The following is a 26,785-nucleotide window of genomic DNA, read 5'->3' as shown; positions in this document are numbered from 1 at the left end:
TTGTGGTCGCCATCCATGGCGACAAACACCCTTGCCACAGGAACCCCGACCCTGCGCAAGGACAGCAGTGAATAGTTACCGCTTTTCATCCTATCGGCGATACTGTTCTGTGGGATTGTCTGATGGGATCGGCGCTAACCGCCGCCATCTTTATCTGGGCGGGTGATGCTGATTAGGGCGGACAGTGCCAAAAGCGCCAAGGCGGCCACTGTTCGTGGCGTCGCGAGAGGTTGATGCGGTCAGATTTTCCGGCCGATTGACTTTTAGCCATTCGGCAGCAGAGATCAAACAACACAGGGAGATGGGTGATGCCAGTAAACCGACTGGAGGCGGATCAAGTTTTCCGGGCATGTAACCTGGAACAATTGAAGTTTGAAACGACGGCAGATCTGGAGCCGATCAAAGAACTGAGTGAAGCCCTGGGCCAGCCCCGGGCGGTGGAATCTCTGCGCTTTGGCACCGGCATGGAACACCAGGGTTATAATATTTTTGTCCTGGGGCAATCCGGAACGGGTCGCCACACCATGGCCGCCCAGGTACTCGAAGGCCAGTTGAAGAAGCTTTCTCCCCCCGATGACTGGTGTTATGTCAACAATTTCGACGATCAGTCCCGGCCGAAAAAGCTGCAGTTGCCGGCGGGAAAAGGTATCCGGTTCACCAAAGATCTGGCAAAGATGATCAAGGATGCCAGAAGCGCCCTTAAGGCGAGCTTTGAAAGTGAAGAATACCAGCACCAGGTCCAGGCGATCGGAGAAGAGGTTAAAGAGAGACAGCAAAAGGCCTTCAAAGAGATCAGCGACAGGGCCACGAAAAAGGGACTGGCTTTGCTGCGGACTCCCGGGGGACTGGCCTTCGCGCCCCTCGATAAGGATGGTGATGTCATGTCGCCGGATGAATTCAAGCAATTGCCGAAAGAAACGCTGCAGAATTATGAAAAGGAAATGGCGGGGCTCCAGGCCGATTCCCAGAAAATTCTGGAAAAAATCCCGCAATGGCAAAAGGAAATTCAGGAAAAAATGGCGACCCTCAACAAGGAGATCACCGAAAAATCCCTTACCCAACTGGTTGCCGGGGTAAAAGCCGAATATGCCGAGATAGCGGGTATCCCCGCCCACCTGGATGTGGTGAAAAAAGATATTATGGACAACCTTCCGGCATTTCTCACCGAGGATCAGCAACAATCATCCCTTCCCAGCGGCGAGGAGACCGACATGGACTCGCCGGCTATAAGGCGTTACAAGGTCAACCTGGTGGTTGACAACAGCAAGCTGAACGCCGCTCCGATAGTATTTGAAGACAACCCCACCTATGCCAACCTGGTGGGTAAGGTTGAACACATATCGATGATGGGAGCCCTGGTTACTGATTTTACCCTGATCAAAGCCGGCGCGCTGCACCGGGCCAACGGCGGAGCCCTGATCATTGACGCCCGCAAGATCCTCACCCATCCCGGTGCCTGGGACGGATTGAAGCGGGCTCTACAGTCCAATTGCATTAAGATTGAGTCGCTGGCTGAGATGTACAGCCTGCTCAGCACGGTCATGCTCGAACCGGAACCGATCCCCTTAAAGGTTAAGGTCATCATCATCGGTGAGCCGATGCTCTATTATCTGCTCCAGCGGTTCGACCCGGAATTTCCCCAGATCTTCAAGGTCGCGGCTGATTTTGATGTCCAGATTGAGAGAAACGGGGAAAATCAAGAGCTCTATGTCCGGCTGCTGGGCAATATCGTGGCTAAACAGAAACTGCTCCATTTCGACAAAAGCGCCGTCGGGAGGCTCATCGAACAGAGTTCGCGGATGATGAGAGACAGTGAACGGCTCAATATCCGCATCCGTGACATCAAAGACCTGATGCTGGAAGCCGACTACTGGGCCCGGCAGCACAAGCATGAAACAGTGCGCGCCGGTGATGTGCAAAAATCCATTGATTCCAAGGTTTTCCGCTCCGATCGCCTGCGTCAGCGGATTCAGGAAGAGATCCAGCGCGGCACTCTGCGCATTGAGACGGAGGGATCCCGAGTCGGGCAGGTCAACGGTCTGGCCGTCATGATGCTGGGAGATTTTGCCTTCGGCAAGCCTTCCCGGATCAGCGCCCAGGTGTACATGGGTAAGGGTGAGGTGATCGATATTGAACGGGAGACCAAACTGGGCGGACCGATCCATTCCAAGGGAGTCCTGATTTTGTCCGGTTTCCTGGGCGCTCGTTACGGTACCGAAATGCCGCTTTCCCTCAGCGCCTCGCTGGTTTTCGAGCAGTCCTATGGCGGGGTGGAAGGTGACAGCGCCTCTTCGGCGGAACTGTACGCGCTGCTGTCGGCCATTGCCGAAGTGCCGATCAAGCAGCAGTTTGCCGTTACCGGTTCGGTGGATCAGTATGGCCGGGTTCAGGCTATCGGCGGGGTCAACGAAAAGATCGAGGGGTTTTTCGATGTTTGCCGTCACCGGGGTCTGACCGGTAGCCAGGGGGTGCTGATCCCGGCGACCAACGTCAAGCACCTGATGCTTCGCAAAGATGTGGTGGAGGCCATTGCGCACCAGGAGTTTCATGTGTATCCGATTGAAAACATCGACCAGGGCATCGAACTTCTTACCGGCCGGCCCGCGGGCGAAGCGGATGAGCAGCGGCGGTATCCCGCAGATTCGGTCAACGAGCTGGTCTTGCGGCGGCTGCGGACTTTTGCCGACAATATGAGTAAGTTTGGCAAAGGCGAGGAAGGCCCGGGCGAGAGAGGCGACCGTGACTCGTGACAATCAACACGTCAGCGTCCGCCGTATCCTGGTTCCCGTGGACGAATCTGTCCACAGCCGGACGGCCTTGGAGACGGCCAAGGTTCTGGCTGCCGCCCTGCAGGCCGAAATCAGTTGCCTGTTCGTAGAAGATGAAAAATTGTTGAAGCTTTCCCGGCACGCATTTTTTCACGAGGTCTGCAGCCACGAATGTCGGCCGCGCCCAGCTCATGAGCTGGAACGGGATCTCAAACGCCAAAGTGAGCGCATCCGGCGGATGATCGCCGGTGCCATCGGCGAGATGGGAATCAGCTGGTCTTTTGATATCAGGCGTGGCGTTGTTGAGGCGGTGATTCTGGAACAGGCCACCTCGGCGGACCTCATTGTCATGGGGCGAATGGGGAGATCCCTGCTCGGTTCCACCATGGGATCGGCGGCCCGTTACCTCATCCTGCACGGCCGGGGGCAATCGATGTTTATCCAGGAAGGTTTTCGACTAAGTTCTCCGATTCTGACGGTCTTTACCGGCTCGGCATTAAGCGCCAGGGCGCTTACGCTGGCGGCGGGTATTGCCGGAATTATCGGGGGCGAGCTGGAAATCCTGCTGCCGGCCGCAGACCGGCAGAACATGCGAAGGCTGAGGGCTGCGGTGGCAGACCATCCTGCCGCTGCTGCTGTGCAGAAAAGATATCATCCCCTCGATCTTCCCCTTGTCCGGGGGTTACTTGCCCGGCTGTTTCAGTCCACCCAGCGGGAACTGTTGGTCCTGCCGGCGGATGCCGCGCTAGACCCTCGCCCAGGGGGAGTGCTGGAGCTGGTCAAGCGGATCAATAACGCCATCCTGCTGATCCGCGATGAGCAGGTGCAACCTACCACCTGAGACCGACTCAAGCAGGTCCGTTGTCACGCCTTTCAGGTAGTTTCGGGGGCACAATAATCCTCGAGGAGGAATTCAGGCAACGGGTGCAGCAGCACTAAACTGGATGACGCTGTTCGTCAGTAGCTTAGCTGATTATTATCAGTCTACTGCTGGTACAAATTTTCCTTCTCTGCTGGTGGGTCTTCTCTGGCACAAAGAGGATAGAGGGCTTTTGACTATGCCATTTTCAGTCGCCAGACAGTACATGGACTTTCAGTCTCTAATAGTGAGTTTGGGCTTTGTCGCCGCGTCAACCAGATAGAGAATTGACCGGTAGGGAATCTCACCGCGCAGTGACAGGCCGATCTCACAGGTTTTGCTGGTTGAATAGCCGGCGTCACATCCCAGTAGTTGTTCTTTTAATCCTTCCAGCGCCGATTCATTCAATTCCGGATAGTTGAAGCCGCGATCCCCGGCAAACCCGCAGCAGTAGATGTCTTCCGGTACTACAACTTCATGGGCACAGGCTTGCGCCAGACGCACGAATTTGTCCGTCAGATCCATCTTGCGCGCACTGCAGGTCACATGCAGGGCGATTTTTTGCGGTAAGGGGGTAAAGGTCAGTTTGTCCTGGAGAAATTCAAGAACAAACTCGATTGGTTCATAGAGCTTCAATTTTTTATCCAGCTTATCCTTCATCCGCATCAGACAGGGGCTGGTGTCACAGAGAACCGGAATTGCACCATCGTCTGAGATGGTCAGCAGGGCCCGATTGAGTTCGGCGCTTTTGTCATCGGCTTGTTTAAAGAAGCCTTTGCTTTCAAAGGCCTGCCCACAGCAGAGTTTGCCGAGGTTGTCGGGATAGAGGATCTGATAACCCGCTTTTTTCAACAGGGCGGCGGTTTTGTGGGGCAGTGCGTCCGGTTCCGTTTCCCCCCGTGCCGGGCCGCTCATGCAGCGACTGGGACAGGCGGGAAAATAGATGACCTGGAGTGGGTTGTTCGGGTCGATCTGTTCAGTAGTGATTTTTCCAACACCGGACGGCATCTCCCGGTTCCATAGCGGCAGATGGTTACCGCTTAAGGTGCGGGCGACAGAAGAGGCAGATTCCATGAAAGCGGTGCCGGTCAGCTGGTGGATTTTATCAACACCATTCAGGGTGGTATTGATGCCGGTGGCGACACCTTTAAAGTTGCGCGCAACCCAGTCGGCGACATGATTGGCAAGCTCCCCGTTGGCCTCTTCGCGCAGGGCTTTGATCATCTTTCCGGTGTCGATGCCGACCGGGCAGCGGGTGGCGCAGAGACCATCGGCGGCACAGGTCTCCTTGCCCGGATAACGGTAGGATTTGAGCAGCTGTTTGACCAGCTCCGGGGACCCGTTTGCGGCCATTTGGCGACTGATTTCGCGCCGACCGACAATCCGCTGACGGGGGGTGAAGGACAGGTTGCGTGACGGGCAGACCGGCTCGCAAAAGCCGCATTCAATGCACTTGTCGACCAGTTCGTGGGTGGCAGGCAGCGGTTTTAAATTCTTGATATGGGTTTCGGCATCAGGGTTGATAATGACCCCCGGGTTGAGCAATTGATCGGGATCGAACAGCTGCTTGAGCTGGACCATCAGCTGGTAGGCCGCGGTTCCCCATTCCTTTTCGACGAACGGGGCCATATTACGTCCGGTGCCATGCTCGGCCTTGAGGGAACCGTCATACTTGTCCACGACCATGGTAACGACTTCGTCCATCAAATGGCGATAGCGAAGAACCTCTTCCTCCTGGGAGAAATCCTGGGTAAAAACAAAGTGCAGGTTGCCTTCCAGGGCATGGCCGAAGATGATCGCTTCGTGATAATGATATTTTTTGAACAGCTTCTGTAAATCGAGGGCGGCTGCAGCCAGATGCTCAATCGGGAAGGCGACATCCTCGATGATTACCGTGGTGCCGGTTTCGCGCACGGCACCGATTGCGGGGAACAGCCCCTTGCGGATGTTCCAGTAAACCTTGTATTCATCCGGATTGTCGGTAAACTCGAGCGGACGGACGGTCTTGATTTTTGCCAGGGCTGCACCAATTTGCTTGATCTGCTGTTGCAGCTTGGCCGCACTGGTCGCACGGGTTTCCACCAACAGGGCGGTGACTTCAGCGCCGAGTCCGGCCAGATAGGCGGGCATGCCCGGTTCGTCCTGGACGGAGGTCAGGGCGGCGCGATCCATCAGTTCCGCAGCCGCAACCGGGAGATTGTCGCGCAGCAGCGCAATGACGCTGCAGGCGGTGGCGACGTCAGGATACATGATCAGCGCGCTGGCCTTGTGTTGATGCTCGACAACCGTCTTGTAGACGACGTTGGCGATAAAGGCGAGGGTCCCTTCTGAACCGACCATCAGCTGTTGCATGATGTCGAAGGGATCCTTGAAATCGACCAGTGCGTTGAGGCTGTAACCGGTGGTGTTTTTAATTTTAAATTTATAGCGGATGCGCTCACTTAATTGAGGATCAGCGGCAACCCGGTTACGCAGTTCGGCAAGTCCCTCGAGGATATGGGGGTGGCTGCGAATGAAAGCGGAGCGGCTTTTGTCATCAGCGGTGTCAACAAGGGTTCCATCGACCAAAATCAATCTCAGACTATCCAGGGTCTTGTAACTGTTCTCGGCAACTCCGCAACACATGCCGCTGGCGTTGTTGGCAACAATACCGCCGATTTTGGCACTGTCGATGGAGGCCGGGTCAGGGCCGATTTTTTTTCCGAACTCGGCCAGCAACAGATTGGCACGACCGCCGATAATGCCGGGTTGCAGCTCAATCTTTCTGGCTTTGTCGAAGATCCGGTAGCCCTGCCAGCCTTTGCCCAACTGAACCAGAATGCTGTCACTGATCGCCTGTCCCGAGAGGCTGGTCCCTGCCGCCCGGAAAGTGACCGGCAATTTCCTCTTATTGGCTTCGCGCAGAATCAGCCTTACCTCGTCCTGGTTTTCTACATGGATGACGATTTTGGGAATCAGTCGATAAAAACTGGCATCGGTTCCAAACGTGACCGTCTTCAGTGGATCGGTGGTCAATCGCTTTTTCGGCAAGGTCTTGCTGACAGCAGTTAAAAAATCCTGGTACGGAGCAGAGAGCATGGTTCGCATCCTTTACTGGATAGGTAACAATAGTCGTGGCAGATGACTCAAGGGCATAGTCCCTGGTCTCTTTCACTTTGGGTCAAAGCTTCAAACCCTGAAATGACATCGAACAGCTCCTCTGAGATGGCATTCTGTCTCATGGTGTGATAGCGCAGCTTCAATTCTTCCTTGGTTTCCTCGATATTTTTTTCGGCCCTCTGCATCGAGGTCAGACGCGCCGCATTTTCTGCCGCCATGGAAGCTGCAAAAGCGCGGAACAGGGCGACAAAGAGATATTCACCAATCAGGGCGCTGAAAAGATCTTCCCAGGGGATGGTATAAAGGGGAATCTGCCGTCCCGGCCATTTTCCACCGCCGAGGTCTTGCAGCCACCGCTGGTCGGGCGGCAGGAGGTTGACGCGGTTCTGCCGATAGGTTGATCCACCTGCCGGTTGATTATGGAAGAGGATCAGCCGCGACTCACCTTCCTTTTCGCGGAGTTCGCTAAAATGCAGCAGGATTTCCTGAACCCTGGTGGAGATTCCCTCGGCCGAAGAGGGCAGGGGGAACAGGTGCTGGATCTCACCGAAGGCATCTTCGACCAGTCCATGCATCTTGATTCCGCTGACCCAGATCAGGATCCGCTCTTTTTGAGGATCGAGGTGTTCCTGGACAAATTCAATGAGTGCTTCATTGAAGCGTCCCGCCATGCCCTGATCCGAACCAAAAACGACGATCAGGGTAGTCCGTGGGTCTTGCTGGCGTCCGCTGTGAGGGTGAGTTCGCAAAGCAGCCCGCAGCCCCATTTCAACACAATGAAAATATTCCTCAAGAGAACGGGTCGCCTCTTCGTACTGACGAATGCTGACCGCGGCCAGGGACTTCATCGTCCGTACTACGGTATACAGGTCGTCTGCACTCTTGAGCTTGCGCTCCATGCTTTGGAGTGTCTGCATAGGGTTTATTTGTTTTTTTCTTTGCGACTGGTTGAATTGTCTTTTTTGGTCATCTTTTCTTCTCCTTTGGTCAGGCCGGCAACGGCCTTTTGTGCCATGTCACGCAGTTTCACCTGATCCTCATTCGCAAGTTTTTCCCCTGCTTCAATCTTCAGCGCCACCTCGTCATCCTGTTGCAGAGCTTCTCGCACGAGGGTCTCCGCTTCCATCAGTTTTTCTTCAGGGATCGTATCAAAAATCCCTTCATTGACTGCGAGGAGCACGATAATCTGCTGGGAGGCTGACAGCGGCGAGTATTGTGGCTGTTTCAGAATTGAACGTACCCGGCGTCCTCTTTCGAGGGTTTTGCGGGTGTCTTCATCCAAACGTGTTCCAAAACGTGAAAAGGCTTCAAGCTCTTCAAACTGAGAGTAGGTCAGACGCAGGTCTCCGGCGACGCTGCGATAAGCCGGAAATTGGGTTTTTCCGCCGACCCGGGAGACCGATTTGCCGATATCAATAGGGGGCAGGTTGCCTTTGCGAAACAGATCAGGAGAAAGATAGATCTGTCCGTCGGTAATGGAGATCAGATTGGTCGGAATATAGGCGGAGATATTCTGAGCCTCCGTTTCGATGATGGGCAGGGCGGTCAGTGACCCCCCTCCGAGTTCTTTGCGCAGACGGGTCGAACGTTCCAAAAGGCGCGAGTGAATATAGAAGATATCTCCGGGAAAGGCTTCGCGTCCCGGAGGGCGTCGCAACAGCAGGGAAAGCTCGCGGTAAGCGCGGGCGTGGTGGGTGAGATCGTCGTAGACCACGAGGACGTCTTTGCCCTGCTCCATGAAATATTCAGCCATGGTGGTAGCGGCGTAAGGTGCAATATATTTTAAGCCGGGAGCATCGTCACCCAGGACCGTCACCACCGTCGTGTATTCCATGGCGCCGTGTTTTCTCAGATCAGCGACTACCCGTGCGACGCTCGCAGCACGTTGTCCAATGGCGCAATAAAAGCAGAGCACCCCCTTGCCTTTCTGGTTGATGATGGTATCGATGGTGATGGCTGTTTTACCGGTCTGGCGATCACCGAGGATCAGTTCGCGCTGTCCGCGCCCGATGGGAATCAGGGCGTCAATCGCCTTGAGTCCGGTCATCAGTGGAACGGTTACCGGGGCCCGGTCCATAATTTCGGGAGCCGGGCGCTCGATCGGGCGCCGCTCACGAAAGCGCAGACCGCCCTTGCTGTCACGCACCCTTCCGGTCGGATCGAGTACCCGCCCGATGAGTTCATCTCCCACCGGCACATCGAGCACCCGCCCGGTACGGCGTACTTCGTCGCCGGCTCCAAGATGTTCATATTCGCCGAGCATGATGACCCCGACTTCACGGGAATTGACGTTAAACGCCAGACCGAGGGTTCCCCCGGGAAAGGCGAGCAATTCCTCTGACTGGACTTGGTCAAGACCGTGTACCCGCGCAATGCCCTTGCCGATATAATCAACCCGACCGAACACCTGAGGATGAAGAACAGGGGTGTAGTCTGCCAGACTGCGATCAAGAGAGGCGAAAGTATCCTCAAGTATTTTAGTCGTTTGCGGTGTGTTGTCGGTCATTGCCTCTTTCCATCAATGGGCAGGAATCTGCTGCGGGAATTTTTATGAGTGTTTTTCATCTTCCTCTTTATCTTCTTTTTCCCCGTTTTTGTCGTTGGACCCATTTTCATTGCCCCTTCTCTGTTCATGGGCTTTTTCTTCAACCAGGGAAATTACCCGGGACTGTAATTCTTCAAGATAGTTCTCAATTCCCCAGGAAAGGCGGATGTTTCCTGCCCGGGCTTCGATGCCTAAGGGGCCTTCTGGGTCAATCTGGTAAACAATAGCTGCATCTTTCCCACATATTTCGTGAAAAATTGTCGTCAGCTTGCGCTGTTCCGGCGCAGCTAGTTCACATGTTGATCGAACGATGATCTGGTCGGTGTCGGCGGCGTGCCGGAGTTTTTTTCTGTCATCCTGGTCAAGATTTTCGATTTTCGTCGCAAGGACCTGGGTCAGGCGGTTATTCAAGGGTTCATCCGCCAGGTCATCGATGATGCGGCGAACATATTTGAGGATCTCCTGGCTTCCGCGCTTTTTGAACTTGCGGGCAAAGGCTTCTTTTTCCTTGTCCAGTGCCTGCAACCACTTTGCGCGCTGGTCTTCAACATCTTTCCTGGCTTGGGCAAGGATCTCCGTTTTTCGCAGGTCCGCCTGCTTTTCCGCCTGTTCGATTTTTTTGCCTGTTTCTTTATCAAGATTGTCGAGTTTTAGCTGGTACTTCTCAATCAGGTTTTGCGCCCCTTTCTTTTTTTCTGCGGCTTCCTCGAGGCGCTGTCTGATCTTGTTTTCTCTTTCGGTCATATGTCCGACGATCGGGCGATAGAGAAACCGGTGGAGAAGAAAAACCAGGATGAGAAAATTGACGATCTGGGCAGCGACCGTAAACCAGTCGATAAGCATCTCAACCTCCAGCTGTCTGGCTCAGAAAATAATTCCAGAAAGGGTTTGCGAAGAGCAGAATCATCGAGACGACAAAGGCGTAAATGGCCGTCGATTCGACCATGGCAAGGCCGACGAAGAGGGTTCGCGTGATGGTGTTGGTTTCGTCAGGTTGCTGTGCCATGGCTGAGAGGGCCTGGGCCAGAGCGCGACCTTCACCGAGGGCAGGCCCGATAGCACCGATACCGATGCACAGACCGCTACTGATGATAGAGGCGACGGCGACCCAACCAAGACTATCCATGAGAGATACCTCCTTTGTCACGGGGTTGTTTTTCTGATTGATCGGTATTGCCTTCCTTCTCCTGCTGGAGTCTGGCGGCTGCGGCCAGGTAGACAGCCGCAAGAACGGCAAATATATAGGCCTGGATGACGCCGGTGATCAGTCCGAGAATGTTCATCAGCACGGGAAAGAAAAGGGGGGCGATAGACAGCAGTATCCCTGCGATCATCGCTCCGCTCATGATATTTCCGAACAGCCGGACTGCCAGGGCCAGGGTGCGTGAGATTTCTCCCATGATATTGAAGGGGAGCATAAAGGGGGTCGGCTGGATGTATTGCTTCAAATAGCCGAGCAGTCCCCGGCGGCGAACCCCCCAGGCTGGCACAGCGACGAAGACGCAAATAGCCAGTGCCGCGGCGGTGGACAGGGAACCGGTCGGCGCCCGGTAGCCCGGCACGACAGCGAGAATGTTGGGTACCAGGATAAAAAGAAAGAGGGTGCCGATAAAGGGGAGGAATTCATCGACCGGTTTCAGTCCCATGTCACCGATCTGGTTGCGGATATTGCTCACCACCACTTCCATCAGATTCTGCCCACGACCCAGGTTTTTACTGGAAGTCAGACCTATGGTCACGAATATCGAAAACCCGACCAGTAGCAACATATTCAGCCAGGTCATGACGATAGTGGAATTGAGTTTGACAAAACCATGTTGCCAGTAAATGAAGGCATCGGGAGTAATTTCCATGAAAGCGCTATCTCACCTGTCTGTTGTTATTGTTGGTCGGTTGTTGGGTTTTCGGCTATTCATCCGGGTTAATACCTGACGGCTGATCAGCAGACCGAGCAGGGCTGCGACCAGCGCCTGCCATCCCCAGGGGATCAGGGCGTAGAAGGCCGCCAGTGCCGCCGCCATACGCAGGAAGAAGCTGCTGACCAGCAGCAGATGGGGATTGCCGCTGGTCGGGATACGCTTCACCGTCAACCATAGTCCGCCGAAATAGAAGACTCCGATAAGGCCTCCAGCGATAAAACAAGCTGCGAGCTGCCATCCCTCAAGGGTCATTTCCCCCCCCTTTGTGCACGTCGTTTTGCTGGTTGCGGTGAAATTCATCTTCGATGTTAGTGCGTTCGCGACTGACCCAGAACCAGGCGTTCAGACAGCCCACCCCGATACCGATCACCAGCATCATCAAGGTCCAGGAGTATTGCCCTGCAAAACGGGTATCGATCCAGATGCCGGCAGCGATCGCAACCAGCGTCGGTATTGCTACCGACCACCCTACCAGCCCGAACATCCCGAAGCCGAACCACATCCCCTGGTCACCCTGACGCTGGGCACGCATCTTGCGCTTCTGGGTTTTTTCCACCTTGCGTCTGAAGTCTCCATGGGGATCTTTTCTCATCGATTTATCTGTCACAAAAACCTCATCAATCTTAAATATTTTCTGTTCATCTATTGATGCACTCGCAAAAAGTCATAGGATGATGGCGTCGCAAAAAACTCACCAACTGCCGCGTTGCTGCGTTTATTTCGCTGCTTCGACGTACGTAAGTACGCCTCATTGCTCAACAAACGCGCGCCTTGCATTTGGCGCTTTTTGCTTAGCCAGCTAACCGGATACTTTTTGCGAAAGCATCAGAAGTAAGAAGTAAAAAGCCGGCACTGCCAAAAAAGGTGCCGGCTTTTTTTGTTAGTCAATAAAAAATGGTCAGGGCAACAATAGATCAGTTGACCGGAAGAGAGTTTTCGTTGATCAATTTAAGCAAGTCATCGACGGGGCGATAGCCGGCATGGATCTGGCCGTTGGGCAGAATCAGGGTCGGTGTGCCGGTGATCTGCAGCGACTGGGCGAGAGCCTGGTTCTGGCGCAGGGTATCTGAATCGCAGCTTGGTTCCGGCAGGGCTTTGCCGGCAAATGCCAGCTCTAACTGCTCCAACGATTTATTACAAAGGATAGTTTGAGAGATACGCTGTGAGTTAGGTTGCATGGGCAGCAGAACCATCTGGAAAAGCAGATTGGGGTTCTTCTCCAGGGCCTGGTAAAGCACGGTGTGCAACTGGCTGCAGAACGGGCAGAGAGGGTCAGTGAAAACAATCACCTGCTGTTGTGCCTGAGGATTACCGAGGGGCAGGGCATCATCAAGGGGGATGGCTGACACATCGACCGGATTAAGCCGGCGGAACAGGTCTTCAGTGAGATTGCGCCGCTGTTTTAGGTCGATGACATTGCCCGAGATCATATAGGTGCCGCTGGCATCAAGATACAAAGGGATGTTTCTTCCCTGCATTTTTACGCTGACCAGATACAGTCCGGGAATTTCTGACGGATCGACCGCCAGAACCTCACCTTGAATATCCTTGAGAGCCTCGATAGCGGCTTCTTTGGTCAGGGTGGCCGGCGCTGCGGCGGCCAGAGTGGTTGTGCCGGTCAATACGACCAGCATCAGCGTTGTTAAAAGTAGTTTGCGCACGGTGTTGCTCTCCTGTTGTGGTAATAAGATGGATGTTGGGTTTGTTTGTCGCGAGACTATAACACGAATCTCAGGTGCTTGTCAGTCCCCGTGGCGTATCGCGCCTTAAGAGAAATAATTTGACAAATCCGCGCCCCCTTTTTATAGTCCCTGCGACTTCGATGCCCTTAATTAAGAGGGCTTTTTTATTGGTGTACGAAAAAATCAGGAGACATGGATAATGGGCAAAAATTTTAAGGTTGCAGTGTTGCCGGGCGATGGAATCGGTCCTGAAGTGATGGCAGAGGCATTGAAGGTACTTGATGCGGTTGAGCAGCGTTATGATGTTCGTTTTGAGCGCACACCAGCCAATGTTGGTGGCGCTGGTATTGACCTCGAAGGTACAGCTCTGCCTGAGACAACGGTTGCAATCTGTCAATCGGCCGATGCCATTCTGTTCGGTAGCGTCGGGGGCCCCAAATGGGAATCTTTGCCACCAAATGAACAGCCCGAGCGCGCGGCATTGCTCCCGTTGCGCAAAATTTTTGGCCTTTTTTGCAACCTGCGCCCGGCGATTATTTTTCCTGCCCTGACCGGTGCGTCCAGTTTGAAAGAGGAGATTATCGCGGGTGGTTTCGATCTTCTTGTCGTGCGTGAATTGACTGGCGGCATTTATTTCGCCGAGCCCAAGGGAATCGAAGGGGCGGGCCCTGCGCGCACCGGTTTTGATACCATGAAATATTCTGAAGCTGAGGTCGAGCGCATCTCCCACGTTGCCTTTGCCGCCGCGCGCAAGCGTAGTAAAAAAGTTTGCTCCATTGACAAGGCTAACGTTCTGTCAACGTCGGTGGTCTGGCGTGAAGTGGTTGAACGGGTAGGTAAGGAATACCCTGATGTCGAACTGAACCATATGTATGTTGATAACGCGGCCATGCAGCTGGTGCGCTGGCCAAAGCAGTTTGATGTCATGCTGTGCGGCAATATGTTTGGTGATATCATCTCTGATGAAGCGGCAATGCTGACCGGTTCGTTGGGGATGTTGCCCTCTGCTTCTCTGTCTGAGGGGAGTTTTGGCATGTACGAGCCTTCCGGGGGCAGTGCCCCGGATATCGCCGGCCAGGGAATTGCCAATCCGATTGCGCAAATTCTCTCCGCGTCGATGATGCTGCGCTATTCCTTTGCTATGATCGATGCAGCTGATGCGATTGACGCAGCGGTTGAAAAGGTGCTCAACGCCGGCTATCGGACTGCTGACATCTATCAGGGGCATCCTGGTGAAAAGAAGGTTGACACCGTAACCATCGGAGATGCCATCGTCGCCGCCATTGGCTAGGATGGTCAGGATACCGGGCTGATGCCGGAAAAAATAAAGCTCACCCTTGCTTATGACGGCAGTGCTTACGTCGGCTGGCAACTGCAGCCCAACGGCATTTCGGTTCAGGAGTGTGTTGAGCGGGCGCTGTTGCAGCTGTGCGGTGAGCGGATTCGCGTCCATTCCTCGGGGCGTACCGATGCCGGAGTGCATGCCCGCGGCATGGTCTGTCACTTTGTTGCTGCACGGGTGTTGCCGTTGAGCGCCTGGCGGGAGGGGTTGAACCGGTTTTTGCCTGAGGATATTGCGGTACGTGAGGCGGAAAAAGTGGCCGACGATTTTCATGCGCGTTATTCGGCTATCGCTAAACACTATCGTTATACCTTGTTGCGCGATCCTGTGCGGTCGCCATTGGAACGGCGCACCAGTTGGCGGATTAAAAGCCTCCTCGATCTGGATCGCATGCAACAGGCCTGCACTGTGCTGATGGGTATTCATGACTTTGCTGCGTTTCGCGGTGCCGGTTGCAGTTCCGCAGTGACGCAAAAAGAAATATATAACATCACCCTGACAGAAGCTGACAGGCTGCTTTATGTTGACGTCTATGGCAGCGGTTTTTTGCGTCATATGGTGCGGATGATAGTGGGAACCCTGGTTGAAATCGGACGCGGTCGCCGTTCTGTTGCAACCCTCAGGATGATGCTGTCGGAACCCGATAACGCCCCTGCGGCGATAACGGCTCCGCCCCACGGATTGTGCCTGATCCAGGTTGAATATGGTACGCGTCAACAGGTTCGGCAAGGGGCACGCGAAAATTACCTTGACAGGGCTGAATGACTCGGATAAATTTACCGCTTTGTGAGCCCCACAACCCTTTTAATAAGTCAGATGTTCAGAGAGGAACGCGATGAGTACTGCAATCGCTAAAGAGCAGGATATCAATAGAGCCTGGTATGTCGTTGATCTGGAAGACGTTGTTCTGGGTCGCGCTGCGACAGAAATCGCCCGTATTTTGCGTGGAAAACACAAGCCCATCTATACACCCAGTGTCGATACCGGCGATTTTGTCATCGTGCTGAACGCCGACAAGATTAAGTTGACCGGCAATAAACTGGCGGATAAAAAATATTATCGCCATACCGGATACGTGGGTGGCATCAGAGAAATTACTGCCGAAAAACTGCTTGCCAAAAAGCCGGAGATGCTGGTTCAGGAAGCGGTTAAAGGGATGTTGCCGAAAAACAAGTTGGGACGCAAGATGTTCACCAAGATGAAAGTCTACAGTGGCAGCGAGCACCCCCACACGGCACAGCAACCCAAAGAATTGAAGATCGCATCAAGGGAGAATGGCTAACATGGCAGAGCAGAAATATTATGCAACCGGTAAAAGAAAAACCTCCATTGCCCGTGTCTGGTTAACCCCCGGCAGCGGCGTTATCACTGTCAACAAACGTCCGCTCGATGTGTTTTTCGGTCGCGAAACATCCAAGATGGTTATTCGTCAACCGCTGCAACTGACAGATAATCTGGGCAAGTTTGATGTTACTGTGAATGTTGTCGGTGGCGGCATTTCCGGTCAGGCTGGTGCCATCAAACACGGCATTACCAAGGCATTACTCGAGGTTGACCCCGCGTTGCGCGGTGTGTTGAAAAAGGCTGGTTTTATTACCCGCGACAGTCGCATTAAAGAACGTAAGAAATACGGTCGCGCCGCTGCTCGTCGGAGTTTCCAGTTCTCCAAACGTTAATCAGCGCAAACTCTTTACTTGTTATTGTCAACAAAAAAAGGGAAGCCCGTCCGGGGTTTCCCTTTTTTTTGTTGAACTGGCGAATTGCCGTTGTTTTAGCGTAAGATAGTTTTTAATTTTCCAAGTCAGTTCGTTATCCACACCATACAGGCAGCAGTGATCTGGTAGGGCTCGATCTGTGTTGTTGTGGTATTTGTTTCCTACGCCTAGTGTTGGAGGGTTCCATGGTTAAAGTTGCCGTTGCCGGTGCCAGTGGATATACCGGTGTTGAGCTGTTGCGCTTGCTGGTTGGTCATCCGCAGGTGGATATTTCTGTGGTGACCTCGCGTCAGCACGAAGGGGTGGCTGTTAACCGGGTTTTTCCTTCTTTGAATGGTTTTTGTGATCTGGTATGTGAGCCGCTGGATGTGTCTGCCATTGCCGCACAGGTAAATCTGGTTTTTACCGCTTTGCCCCACAAGTCGTCCATGGATGTCGTTCCCGGGTTTCTTGCCGCCGGTTGTCGGGTCGTCGATCTCTCTGCCGACTACCGTCTTAACGATAAGGCGACCTACGAACACTGGTACCAGCGCCATACCAGTCCGGAACTTTTTTCAGAGGCGGTATACGGCCTTCCCGAGCTCTACCGCGAGCAGATTAAAGGTGCCCGGCTTATCGCAAATCCCGGCTGTTACCCGACCAGCGTTATTCTGGCCTTGACGCCTCTGCTCGAACAACAGCTCATTGATGCCCGCAGTCTGATTATCGACAGCAAATCCGGAACCAGTGGTGCCGGGCGCGGGCTTAAGGAAGGGTCGTTGTTTTGCGAGGTCAATGAGGGTTTCAAGGCTTATGCCGTCGGCAGCCACCGTCATACCCCTGAAATTGAGCAGGAATTGAGTCAGTTGGCGGGGTTTGACGTGCGCATCAATTTTACCCCGCACCTGTTGCCGGTCAATCGCGGCATTCTGTCAACCTGTTACGCATCGTTGGTCAAAGCCCGGTCAACCGCTGAAATACTGGCCTTTTATCAGCAACGTTACGCTGATGAACCTTTTGTGCGGGTTCTGCCGGAAGGTGAGTTGCCGAATATCGCTCACGTACGCGGCACCAATTTCTGTGATATCGGTCTGATTGTTGATCCCCGTACCGGGCGGGTGATTGTGGTATCGGTCATTGATAATCTGGTCAAGGGGGCAGCGGGGCAGGCGCTTCACAATATGAATCTGATGTATGGGTTTAATGAGACCCACGGTTTGGGGATTGTTCCGACCTTTCCGTGAAGAGCGGATCTTTGCGCTTGTTTGTGTTGATTTTTCCTGTTGTACAGGTGCTGTCATGCTGGAGCAGGGACGCATCATTGCTGATTGCACCGTGACCCGTCAACTTGCAACGTTAGATTCCCGTTTAGAATATCTGGTCAAGACGGAGTCGGGTGAAGAAAAGCTGGTGCAATTCAGCGTCTCGCCGAACTGGAGTCGGGCACAGCGTCAGTCCTTTCATGAACAGGTGAAAGCCCTTTGTGCACTGAGTGTTCCCGCCGTGGGTGCGCCGACCCGGGTTAGCGATCAGGATGGAGAGCTTTTTTGTCCCTATCCGCTGGCGTCTGGTGTGGCGCTGCACAAAGTCGGCGACGATCAAGGGCGATCCCTTGTCATTACGGGGATATACGTACACTGACAAGTCAGGTAAAACAAGCAGCCAAGACAGTAAACGTCTGCTGCCGATGAGCCTGCTCAAGCAGATCAATAACGGCGCGGAACAATTCCAGCATCGCCCGGACGGTACGTTCATCAGTCTGAATATGCTGCAGCATTATCGTTCTAATAATTTTAATGGTGATATGCGCAAGCGTGTTTATCCGGTTAAACAACAGGATCAATGGCGCGCGCAGTACGAGGGGGGACGATAGCGCAAAGCCCCAGGTACAGAAGTGACTTCATGGCTTTGTCCGTGGTTTGAGCGCTAAAAATCGCTGGGTGCTTGTGCGTCTTTTTCTGTGCATCAAGGGCTCAGCGCTCCTCTGCCGGGAGCCCGGCTTGCTCTGCGAAAGCGATTGACAAGAGGGGTTAACTATGATTTTCTAGGTCGCTATTTGAACGGTTATGGATCGGTTTGATGTGGTTATCTGATTTTGATTTTACCTTGCCGGAGGAGTTGATCGCTCAAGCGCCCACCGGGCGGCGCGACGCTTCCCGGCTGTTGTCTGTCGAGCGTCTGACGGGTTCCATGGCGTCTCGGCAATTTATCGAGATCGTTGATGTTTTTCGTCCCGGGGATGTGCTGGTTATCAATGATACCGAGGTCATTCCGGCGCGCTTGTTCGGCCACAAAACGAGCGGTGGGCAGGTTGAGGTGCTGCTTGTGCGTCGTTGCCCGGATGAGCCTTCCGGACAAGACTGGTTGTGCATGACCAGAAGCTCCAAGCCGCTAACGGCTGGTACCAGGCTGATCTTTGACGCGCGTCTGACAGCCGAGGTGTTGCAGGCCGGAGATGACTACCTGCGGCGCGTACGCTTTGATTGCCAGGATGATTTCTGGCAGGTTGTTGACGAGATTGGGCATCTGCCCCTTCCTCCCTACATCAGGCGCCCCGCTACGCCGAGTGACCGTTCGCGCTACCAGACCGTTTTTGCCCGGGAAAAGGGGGCGGTAGCTGCACCAACAGCGGGGTTGCATTTTACTGCGGAGATTCTCGAACAGATACGCGCCAAAGGGGTTGAGATCTGCAATCTGACCCTGCACGTCGGTCCGGGAACCTTTCTGCCGGTACGGGTTGAGGATGTCCGCCAACATAAGATGCACGCGGAATACTATTCCATTCCGGCGGCAACGGCGCAAACCATCAACCGGGCGCGTGCTGGCGGCGGGCGAGTTTTCGCAGTTGGAACCACCGTTACCAGGGCGCTTGAAACAGCAGTCGGTGAAGATGGGCTGCTCGAGGCCGGTGATGGTGACAGTGAAATCTTTATTATTCCCGGCTACCGGTTCAAGATCGTTGATGCGCTGATTACTAACTTTCATCTGCCCAAATCAACGCTGTTGATGCTGGTCAGTGCTTTTGCCGGACGTGAACTGATGTTACATGCTTATGATCGGGCTGTTAGTGAAAAATACCGCTTTTTCAGTTACGGCGATTGCATGCTGATCTTATGATGGTGGGCAAAGCACGAACGATGACAGCTGATTTTCGCTTTGACCTGCTGGTACAGGATCAGACGACCCAGGCTCGGCGCGGGCGGATTCGGACACCGCGTGGCATCATTGAGACACCGATCTTCATGCCCGTCGGCACGCAAGGAACGGTCAAGGGGATGTTGCCGGAGACGCTCAAAGAGATAGGTGCCCAGATTATTCTGGCAAATACCTATCATCTTTATCTGCGTCCCGGGCATCGGCTGGTGGAACACCTCGGAGGGTTGCACCGCTTTATGAACTGGGACCGTCCGATCCTCACGGACAGCGGCGGTTTTCAAGTGTTCAGCCTCGGTGATCTGCGCAAAATTACCGAAGAAGGTGCCCAGTTCCAGTCTCACCTGGATGGCAGTCGTCATCAGTTGACCCCGGAATTGTCCATGGAGATACAGTTGGCACTGGGTTCCGACATCATCATGGTGTTCGATGAGTGTATTCCCCATCCGGCTGAGCGCTCCTATGTTCTGGCTTCTACCGAACGTTCGGCGCGCTGGGCGAAACGTTGTCGCGCTGTCGTTCCCCCCGGGTCGGCAGCAGCACTTTTCGGCATCGTTCAGGGCGGTATGGACCTGGAACTGCGTCAACGCAGTGCCGAGCAGTTACTTGATATCGGTTTTGAGGGCTACGCTTTAGGTGGTCTGTCGGTCGGTGAAGAAACGGCATTGATGTATGACATGATGGAGTGCAGCCTGCCCTTACTGCCGGTTAACGCACCGCGCTATGTGATGGGAGTCGGTACCCCGGAAAACCTGATTGAAGGGGTGGCGCGGGGCTGTGATATGTTCGACTGTGTCATGCCGACTCGCAACGCGCGCAACGGTGTTCTTTTTACCCGCTTTGGCAAGATCGTCATCAAACAGGCGCGCTACCGTGATGATGCCGGGCCGCTTGACCCTGATTGTGACTGTTACGTCTGCCGAAACTATAGCCGCGCCTATTTAAGTCATCTGTATCACAGTAACGAGGTGCTCGCAGCGGTACTTAACACGCACCATAATCTTTATTATTATCTGCAGCTGATGCGCGAGATACGGGATGCCATCGCTGCCGGTTGTTTTGCCGATTATCGGCGCTCATTCTATGCCCGGCGGGATCTGCCCTCAGGCTGATCTCGTATTCACTTTTTTAAGGAAGAATTTTTTCTACCTAACAAACCAAGGAGAACAACATGATATCAAATGCTTACGCAATGGCTGAAGGCGGCGCCCAGCAAGGTAACCCCTACTCCGGCATTATTATGCTGGTGGCAATGTTTGCCATCTTTTATTTTCTGCTCATCCGTCCGCAGCAGAAGCGCGCCAAGCAACACCGAGAACTGGTCAACAATCTGAAGTCGGGGGAGACTGTGGTCACTGCCGGCGGCATCCACGGTAAGATTACAGCTGTTGAAGACACGGTCGTTACACTTGAAATAGCTAATGGCGTCAAAATTAAAATGAATCGGGCGTCGATTACCGAGGTGAGACAATAATCAGTTTCTGCATCGGAAACGGCACCATGTCCATCCGGTCTTTGCGGGTGGGCACAGATTGAGTATTCGGTTGTTATTGCTCAAGGGAGATACGACACAGATGTCTAATAGTCTTAATACCAGGGGCCTGGTGGTTATATTTTGCCTGCTTCTGTCGTTGTTTGCGCTGGTTCCAACGCTGCTGCGCGGTGATGTTCCTTCATGGTGGCCGAAAACCTTTGGTCCGATCCAGTTGGGGCTCGATCTGCAGGGGGGGATGCATCTGGTGCTCGGCGTCGATGTTGACAAGGCGGTAGAAAGCCGCGTTGATACCATCATCGATCAGACCGAAGTCCGTTTGAAAGAGCAGGACATTATCTACAAACGGGTTGAGCGTCGGCAGGGTGATCGGCTTGTTGTCCAGGTTTATGATCAGGACGAAGGACATAAAGTTGATGCGTTGATGAAAAGCGACTTTCCGGCACTGGAACCAGCTACCATTACCGGGACCGGTGGTTATATCGAAAAGCATTTTCGCTTGAGTGATGATGAAATTGAAAACATCAAGGACTATGCCGTACGTCAGGCGCTGGAAACCATGCGTAATCGGGTCGATCAGTTTGGCGTCAGTGAGCCGACGCTACAACGACAGGCCGGCAATCGTATTCTCATCCAGTTGCCGGGGGTCGATGACCCGGATCGCGCCATCTCCCTGTTGGGTAAAACTGCCCGGCTCGAATTCAAAATGGTCGATGAAACAGCCAATATTCAGGAAGCTCTGACCGGACGCCTGCCGGAAGGTACACAGTTGCTGTATGAACGCAGCACCAATCGCGCCAGTGGGGTCGAAACCGAAATTCCCCTGGTGGTTTCAACCCAGACGATTCTCACCGGCGATCTTCTGGCTGATGCCAATGTGCGTATTGATACCCGTTTTAACGAACCCTATGTGTCGATCGACTTCAATGCTGTAGGAGCCCGTCGTTTTGACCAGATCACTGCGGCTAACGTTGGCCGCCGCATGGCCATTGTGCTTGACGATACAGTCTATTCCGCTCCAGTGATTCGTGAGCGGATTTCCGGTGGCAGTGCCCAGATTTCCGGCTCTTTTACCTCACAGCAGGCGACGGATCTGGCCATTGTACTGCGTGCCGGATCGCTGCCGGCACCGGTTGAGATTCTTGAAAATCGGACAGTCGGCCCGTCTCTGGGACAGGATTCCATCGATAGCGGCATCAAGTCTATCTGGGTAGGCGCCCTGATGGTTCTGGTTGTTGTTATCGTCTATTACCAGCTGTCCGGTTTGATTGCCATTAGCGCCTTGATGATGAACCTGTTTTTTATCGCGGCTATGCTGTCGATGTTCGGCGCGACCCTCACCCTGCCCGGGTTAGCCGGTATTGTCCTCACGGTTGGTATGGCTGTTGATGCCAATGTGTTGATTTTTGAGCGGATTCGTGAAGAGCTGGCGCTGGGCAGAGCCCCCAGGCTGGCCATTGATTCCGGCTATAGCAAAGCCTTTTCAACCATTATCGACGCCAACCTGACAACCCTGCTGGCTGCCCTGGTATTGTTCCAGTTCGGTACCGGTCCGGTACGTGGATTTGCCGTTACTCTCTCGATCGGGATCATCGCTTCGTTGTTTACCGCGATTTTTGTTTCCCGTTTCATCTTTGACTTTTTCTTGAAAAGCCGCAACATCAAGCGGCTGAGTATATAAGGAGAAAGACGGCATGCAACTCATCAAGCCGGGTATCAATATTGATTTTATCGGCAAACGTAAGTTTGCGCTAATTATTTCGCTGGTGCTTATCCTGATCGGCCTTGCTTCGCTGGTTCGCCATGGTGGCCCCCACTACGGGATCGATTTTGCCGGGGGAACCCTGGTTCAGGTCCAGTTCGAGCGCCAGACAAGCGCTGCAGAAATCAACAATGCTCTGACGGACCTTGATCTTGGCAGCCCGGTTGTTCAGCGCTTTGGTGATGACAGCAATGAGTTCCTTATCCGCGTTGAGCGTACCACCGGTGAGCTGCAGGGGATTTCTGTGTTGATTACTGAAACCCTTGAGCAAACTTATGGTGTCGGGCAGGTTGAGGTGCGTCGAGTTGAGATGGTTGGTCCCCAGGTCGGCAGGGATTTACGTAACAAGGGGATGTGGGCTATTTTTTATGCCATGCTCGGGATCCTCGCCTATATTTCCTGGCGGTTTGAATTTCGCTTTGCTATCGGTGCTATTATCGCACTGTTTCACGATGTGGTGATTACCCTGGGGATGTTCAGTCTGTTCGCCAAGGAAATCGACCTGCCGATTATTGCCGCTTTTCTGGCGATCATCGGCTATTCCTTAAATGACACCATTATTGTTTATGATCGGATTCGTGAAAATCTCGGCAAACACAATAAGGAAAGCTTCACTTTTATTCTCAACCGCAGTATCAATGAAACTCTCTCGCGCACTATTATTACCTCAGGAACCACCCTGTTGGTTGTGCTGTCATTGTTTGTTCTGGGTGGTGGTGTGATTCACAACTTTGCCTTTGCCATGCTCGTGGGTGTTTTAGTTGGTACCTATTCGTCTATTTTTGTCGCCAGTCCCTTGCTCCTGTTGTGGCAAAAAAAGGCGGTCAAACCGGCCTGATTCTATTCGTCGTCAGTATCTAATGGAGAAGCAATGAAGAAAGAAACCATCGTTTTTGCCGTTGTGGCGTTGATTGTCGGTGTACTGGGCGGGGTTATCTATTCAAACTGGCAACGCGATACAGCTCAACCTGGCGCCGTCGGTGCCCCTCCGTCAGCAGCAGGGGTTCCCCTGGTCAATTATCAGCAGCAGATTAACACCCTCGAAGGGATCGTCGCGCGTGAGCCTGAAAATCGCAACGCCTGGGTCCAGTTGGGAAATAACTTCTTCGGTTCCGATCAGCCGATCAAAGCAATCGAGGCTTATGACAAGGCGCTTGCGCTTGGTCCTGATGATCCCAATGTGATCACCGATCAGGGCACCATGTTCCGCCGGGTCGGCTGGTATGATCGTGCCATTAGTAATTTCCAGCGCGCTGCTGAACTTGATCCCAATCATAAGCAGAGTCGCTACAATTTGGGTGTGGTTTACCGCTACGACCTGCAGGATTTCCCCAACGCTATTGTGGCGTGGGAGAGTTTTCTGGCATTGAATCCAGGCGGTAGTGTTGACCAGATTAGCGCCGAGATCGAATTTATGAAGAACCACCCACCAATGCCGCAGACACCACGCCCCTAGATCTGTCCGCTACCCGATCTGTTTTTAACTGATCGGGTACGATCTTTTACAAGGTTTTTATGCTGCCAGTCCGCCAACGCCGTTGGACATTACGGGCCCAGCCACCTGCACCTCATCTGGTTCTGAAACTGGCGGAGTCGTTGCAGATCAGTGAATTGCTCGCTGCCATTCTCTGCCGGCGCGGCTATGCTACAAGCGCCGACGCGCGATTGTTTTTACAGTCGGCGTTAGCGATGCTGCCCGACCCCGATCTGTTGCCGGACATTGATAAAGCCTGTCAACGCCTGCAAGAAGCTCTGGAATCAGGTGAAAGAATCAGTGTCCATGGTGATTATGACGTCGATGGTATCAGCGGCTGTACGCTGCTGGTCGAGGCGCTTCGTGCTTTTGGCGGTCAGGTCGATTACCATGTCCCCTTACGCTTAATAGAAGGCTATGGCTTGTCTGCCGATGCTATTCGTCAGGTTGCCGCACAGGGCTGTCAGCTGGTTGTTTCGGTTGATTGTGGTATCAGTGCCCACGCCGAAGCCAAATTAGCGCAGGAACTGGGGGTTGACCTGATCGTTACCGATCACCATCAACCGGGCGACACCCTGCCGCCTGCGATTGCTCTGGTTAACCCGCAATTGCCGGCAAATCGCTATCCTTATACCCAACTTGCCGGTGTTGGCGTAGCCTTTATGTTGCTGGTTGCTCTGCGCAAACGTTTGCGCGAATGCGGCTATTTTAATCATCGTGAAGAGCCCGACTTGCGGCATTTACTCGATCTGGTAGCACTGGGTACTATCGCCGATATAGCACCCTTGACCGGAGTCAATCGTATCCTGGTCAAGACCGGATTACAGCTGCTGGAAAAGGGCGGGCGTTGCGGTGTCGCTGCTCTAAAAAACGTTTCCGGTGTCACTGCTGTCACCAGTGGGAGCGTCGGTTTCCAGTTGGCACCGCGGCTTAATGCCGCAGGACGTCTGGAAGATGCTGCTCTTGGGGTTAAATTATTGCTCGGCGAAGCTGGAATCGATGTGCAAAAGGTGGCGCAGCAACTCGATCAGTTTAACCAGGAGCGCCGGGCCCTTGAAAAAAAAGTATTAGCTGATGCCATTACGCGCGTCGAAGCTGATCAGCAGCAGCGCCGTTCGATTGTATTGGCCGGCAGCGACTGGCACTCGGGAGTGATCGGGATCGTCGCCAGCCGTCTGGTGGATCGCTACCATCGTCCGACTTTTCTGATTGCTCTGGATCAGGGTGTGGGTAAGGGCTCGGGCCGTTCCATCAAGGGTTTCGATCTCTATTTGGCACTCAAAGACTGTGGTGACTTGCTTGAAGGTTACGGTGGGCATACCATGGCGGCGGGCTTGACCATTGCCGAGCACCAGTTGGCGGAATTTTCCCGGCGCTTTGAGCAGGTAGCAAGTGAGCGCTTGACGGATGAACTCTGTACCCCGGTCATTGAACATGATGGCGAGTGCTGCCTTGATCTTTGGTCCGTTGCAGCAGTACAGGAACTTAAAGCGTTGGAGCCATTCGGCGTTGGCAACCCACAGCCGCTTTTTTTAAGTCGTCGTTGCACGGTAAGAAATTGCTCCCTGGTTGCCGAAAAGCATCTCAAGTTTGACGTTGAACAGCTGGGCACCATAGTGAGTGCCATTGCTTTTGGTTGCGGTGAGCGTTTTGCCGAGTGTGCTGGTGAGTTGGATATCCTTTATCGGCCGCAACTGAATGTATGGCGTGGCAATACCAAGGTGCAAATGCAGGTCGTTGATTTTTGCCGGGCAGGGGGCCAGGGATGATGTCAGCACACCGGGCCGTTGGTTATCAGGGCATACTGGCAGCAGAGGTAGGGCAGACTACCGTTAACGAGCCCCTGTCAAACCATAACAGCTGGCAGATTGGTGGCCCTGCGGATCTGTTGGTCGAACCGGAAAATTCGACTCAGGTTGCCAACGTCATGCGTTTTGTCCAGCACTATCAGCTGCCGCTGGTGGTGATCGGTCAGGGCACCAATCTGTTGTTTGATGATGTCGGTGTGCGTGGGGTAGTGCTGAAAATCGGTGCGCGCATGGATTACATTGATATCGATGGAACCCGTATTGTCGCCGGTGCCGGTACCTGGGTGCCACAGCTGGCACGCATGGCCATGCGCGCGGGGCTAACGGGACTTGAACATTGTATCGGTATTCCCGGCACCCTCGGAGGGCTGGTAATGATGAATGGCGGCAGCCACCGCCACGGTATCGGTGAGCATGTCGTCCGTGTCACCGTCGTCGACAAGGACGCGACCATCCAGCGGTTAAGTGCGGCTGAGTGTCGGTTTGATTATCGTTACAGCGCCCTGCAGGAACGTGGCGCGGTGGTTGTTGAGGTCGAACTGGAGTGCCCGCATGGAACCCCTGGGGCTATCCGCCGGGAGATGCTGCTTGACCTGCGCGAACGCCGCCGCAAGTTTCCGCGCAAACTGCCCAACTGTGGATCGGTGTTTTTAAGCACCAGCGCCATGCACGAAAGCGTTGGTCCGCCCGGGAAAATCATCGAAGAAGCCGGCTTGAAAGGCCTGCGCTGCGGAGGCGCAGAGGTCTCAAGGCAACATGCCAACTTCATTGTCAATCGTGGCGGCGCGACTTCTGCCGATGTCCTCAGGCTGATTTCCCGGATTCGTTCTGAAATCCGCAAGCAGCTGGGCTTTGATCTGCGTTGTGAGGTGCGTTATGTCAGTCCGAACGGGGAGATCAGCCCGGCTGATCGGATGGCGGATCGGTTGTAAAGGTTTTCTGTAGGGGCGGCCTATGCCTCGCCCGATTGTTCAACATTAACATCAGAGTCGCGGGGTTGCGGCCCCGCCCGCCGCCATACTCTTTTGTCATGCCACAAAAGAGTATGCAGAAAAAGGCACCATGCTCCTGGTCCGCTGACGCGGATACCGGTCAGCAAGCCGACGGCATGACGGGTCGGCAAAAACTCGGCTATCGCCTCAAACAGTTGCCGCCCTGTATCGTCATGCCGTCATCTTCCTGCCCGCT

At 53.9% G+C, this 26,785-nt stretch carries 26 protein-coding genes; 17 read left to right on the top strand and 9 right to left on the bottom strand.

From position 1 onward, the window contains the following. Positions 1-308: 308 nt before the first annotated feature. Both AC6F7T_RS05480 and AC6F7T_RS05475 read left to right on the top strand, forming a co-directional pair. On the top strand, positions 309-2,750 hold the full coding sequence (locus AC6F7T_RS05480; RefSeq protein ID WP_500716993.1) for an AAA family ATPase: 2,442 nt from the start codon (positions 309-311) through the stop codon (positions 2,748-2,750). Then, positions 2,740-3,609, top strand: coding sequence for a universal stress protein (locus tag AC6F7T_RS05475; protein ID WP_500716992.1), 870 nt, complete (start codon positions 2,740-2,742; stop codon positions 3,607-3,609). The genes AC6F7T_RS05480 and AC6F7T_RS05475 overlap by 11 nt, the downstream gene beginning before the upstream one ends. A 252-nt stretch (positions 3,610-3,861) precedes the next feature. On the opposite strand, the gene AC6F7T_RS05470 is transcribed toward AC6F7T_RS05475, so the two are convergent. From AC6F7T_RS05470 to AC6F7T_RS05430, 9 genes are all read right to left on the bottom strand, one after another. Further along, on the bottom strand, positions 3,862-6,705 hold the full coding sequence (locus tag AC6F7T_RS05470) for an FAD-linked oxidase C-terminal domain-containing protein (protein WP_500716991.1): 2,844 nt from the start codon (positions 6,703-6,705) through the stop codon (positions 3,862-3,864). Between the two features lie 47 nt (positions 6,706-6,752). Further along, positions 6,753-7,643, bottom strand: a complete 891-nt coding sequence (locus tag AC6F7T_RS05465) for a F0F1 ATP synthase subunit gamma (RefSeq protein WP_500716990.1) — start codon at positions 7,641-7,643, stop codon at positions 6,753-6,755. A 5-nt stretch (positions 7,644-7,648) separates the two neighbouring features. After that, positions 7,649-9,232 carry an alternate F1F0 ATPase, F1 subunit alpha gene (locus AC6F7T_RS05460; protein ID WP_500716989.1) on the bottom strand — a complete coding sequence of 528 codons (1,584 nt, stop codon included), beginning with the start codon at positions 9,230-9,232 and terminating at the stop codon, positions 7,649-7,651. Positions 9,233-9,274: 42 nt separating this feature from the next. After that, positions 9,275-10,114, bottom strand: coding sequence for a F0F1 ATP synthase subunit B family protein (locus AC6F7T_RS05455; RefSeq protein ID WP_500716988.1), 840 nt, complete (start codon positions 10,112-10,114; stop codon positions 9,275-9,277). A 1-nt stretch (position 10,115) separates the two neighbouring features. Next, entirely contained in the window at positions 10,116-10,397 is a 282-nt protein-coding gene (locus AC6F7T_RS05450) for a F0F1 ATP synthase subunit C (RefSeq protein WP_500716987.1), read from the bottom strand. Then, complete coding sequence (locus AC6F7T_RS05445; protein ID WP_500716986.1) at positions 10,390-11,124, bottom strand: F0F1 ATP synthase subunit A; 735 nt, start codon at positions 11,122-11,124, stop codon at positions 10,390-10,392. The genes AC6F7T_RS05450 and AC6F7T_RS05445 overlap by 8 nt, the downstream gene beginning before the upstream one ends. 12 nt (positions 11,125-11,136) lie before the next feature. Then, positions 11,137-11,442 (bottom strand): N-ATPase subunit AtpR, encoded by a 306-nt coding sequence (locus AC6F7T_RS05440; RefSeq protein WP_500716985.1) that lies wholly within the window; start codon positions 11,440-11,442, stop codon positions 11,137-11,139. After that, positions 11,432-11,782 carry an AtpZ/AtpI family protein gene (locus AC6F7T_RS05435; protein ID WP_500716984.1) on the bottom strand — a complete coding sequence of 117 codons (351 nt, stop codon included), beginning with the start codon at positions 11,780-11,782 and terminating at the stop codon, positions 11,432-11,434. Before AC6F7T_RS05435 ends, AC6F7T_RS05440 begins: the two co-directional genes overlap by 11 nt. 322 nt (positions 11,783-12,104) lie before the next feature. Beyond that, positions 12,105-12,851 carry a disulfide isomerase DsbC N-terminal domain-containing protein gene (locus AC6F7T_RS05430; protein WP_500716983.1) on the bottom strand — a complete coding sequence of 249 codons (747 nt, stop codon included), beginning with the start codon at positions 12,849-12,851 and terminating at the stop codon, positions 12,105-12,107. Between the two features lie 220 nt (positions 12,852-13,071). Here AC6F7T_RS05430 and leuB point away from each other — a divergent pair, with 220 nt between their 5' ends. The 15 genes from leuB to murB all read left to right on the top strand — a co-directional run bounded on the left by leuB (position 13,072) and on the right by murB (position 26,529). Then, on the top strand, positions 13,072-14,163 hold the full coding sequence (gene leuB / locus AC6F7T_RS05425) for a 3-isopropylmalate dehydrogenase (protein WP_500716982.1): 1,092 nt from the start codon (positions 13,072-13,074) through the stop codon (positions 14,161-14,163). A gap of 21 nt (positions 14,164-14,184) precedes the next feature. Beyond that, entirely contained in the window at positions 14,185-14,979 is a 795-nt protein-coding gene (gene truA, locus AC6F7T_RS05420) for a tRNA pseudouridine(38-40) synthase TruA (protein ID WP_500716981.1), read from the top strand. Positions 14,980-15,049: 70 nt separating this feature from the next. Continuing rightward, complete coding sequence (gene rplM / locus AC6F7T_RS05415) at positions 15,050-15,496, top strand: 50S ribosomal protein L13 (RefSeq protein WP_500716980.1); 447 nt, start codon at positions 15,050-15,052, stop codon at positions 15,494-15,496. 1 nt (position 15,497) lies between these two features. Beyond that, positions 15,498-15,890 (top strand): 30S ribosomal protein S9, encoded by a 393-nt coding sequence (gene rpsI / locus AC6F7T_RS05410; RefSeq protein ID WP_500716979.1) that lies wholly within the window; start codon positions 15,498-15,500, stop codon positions 15,888-15,890. A gap of 224 nt (positions 15,891-16,114) precedes the next feature. Beyond that, positions 16,115-17,152, top strand: coding sequence for an N-acetyl-gamma-glutamyl-phosphate reductase (gene argC, locus AC6F7T_RS05405; protein ID WP_500716978.1), 1,038 nt, complete (start codon positions 16,115-16,117; stop codon positions 17,150-17,152). 55 nt (positions 17,153-17,207) lie between these two features. Then, a complete protein-coding gene (locus AC6F7T_RS05400) occupies positions 17,208-17,549 on the top strand; it encodes a hypothetical protein (RefSeq protein WP_500716977.1) in 342 nt (113 codons plus the stop codon). A gap of 46 nt (positions 17,550-17,595) precedes the next feature. Further along, the gene (locus AC6F7T_RS05395) at positions 17,596-17,781 is read left to right on the top strand and encodes a hypothetical protein (protein ID WP_500716976.1); all 186 of its coding nucleotides are present in this window, start codon (positions 17,596-17,598) and stop codon (positions 17,779-17,781) included. 206 nt (positions 17,782-17,987) lie between these two features. Beyond that, positions 17,988-19,025 carry a tRNA preQ1(34) S-adenosylmethionine ribosyltransferase-isomerase QueA gene (gene queA, locus AC6F7T_RS05390; RefSeq protein ID WP_500716975.1) on the top strand — a complete coding sequence of 346 codons (1,038 nt, stop codon included), beginning with the start codon at positions 17,988-17,990 and terminating at the stop codon, positions 19,023-19,025. Between the two features lie 20 nt (positions 19,026-19,045). Continuing rightward, positions 19,046-20,173: a tRNA guanosine(34) transglycosylase Tgt gene (tgt, locus tag AC6F7T_RS05385; protein ID WP_500716974.1), complete on the top strand. Its 1,128-nt coding sequence runs from the start codon at positions 19,046-19,048 to the stop codon at positions 20,171-20,173. 59 nt (positions 20,174-20,232) lie between these two features. Then, positions 20,233-20,535 (top strand): preprotein translocase subunit YajC, encoded by a 303-nt coding sequence (gene yajC, locus AC6F7T_RS05380; RefSeq protein WP_500716973.1) that lies wholly within the window; start codon positions 20,233-20,235, stop codon positions 20,533-20,535. A gap of 100 nt (positions 20,536-20,635) precedes the next feature. Further along, the gene (gene secD / locus AC6F7T_RS05375) at positions 20,636-22,234 is read left to right on the top strand and encodes a protein translocase subunit SecD (RefSeq protein ID WP_500716972.1); all 1,599 of its coding nucleotides are present in this window, start codon (positions 20,636-20,638) and stop codon (positions 22,232-22,234) included. A gap of 13 nt (positions 22,235-22,247) precedes the next feature. Continuing rightward, positions 22,248-23,153: a protein translocase subunit SecF gene (gene secF, locus AC6F7T_RS05370; RefSeq protein WP_500716971.1), complete on the top strand. Its 906-nt coding sequence runs from the start codon at positions 22,248-22,250 to the stop codon at positions 23,151-23,153. A 33-nt stretch (positions 23,154-23,186) separates the two neighbouring features. Continuing rightward, positions 23,187-23,771, top strand: coding sequence for a tetratricopeptide repeat protein (locus AC6F7T_RS05365; RefSeq protein ID WP_500716970.1), 585 nt, complete (start codon positions 23,187-23,189; stop codon positions 23,769-23,771). 59 nt (positions 23,772-23,830) lie between these two features. Beyond that, entirely contained in the window at positions 23,831-25,558 is a 1,728-nt protein-coding gene (gene recJ / locus AC6F7T_RS05360; protein ID WP_500716969.1) for a single-stranded-DNA-specific exonuclease RecJ, read from the top strand. After that, positions 25,555-26,529, top strand: coding sequence for a UDP-N-acetylmuramate dehydrogenase (gene murB / locus AC6F7T_RS05355; protein ID WP_500716968.1), 975 nt, complete (start codon positions 25,555-25,557; stop codon positions 26,527-26,529). The genes recJ and murB overlap by 4 nt, the downstream gene beginning before the upstream one ends. Positions 26,530-26,785: the final 256 nt, after the last annotated feature.

Source organism: Pelovirga sp., from assembly GCF_059864205.1.
Note: the sequence above shows the minus strand (reverse complement) of the source record. Positions and strands in the feature narration are given on the sequence as shown.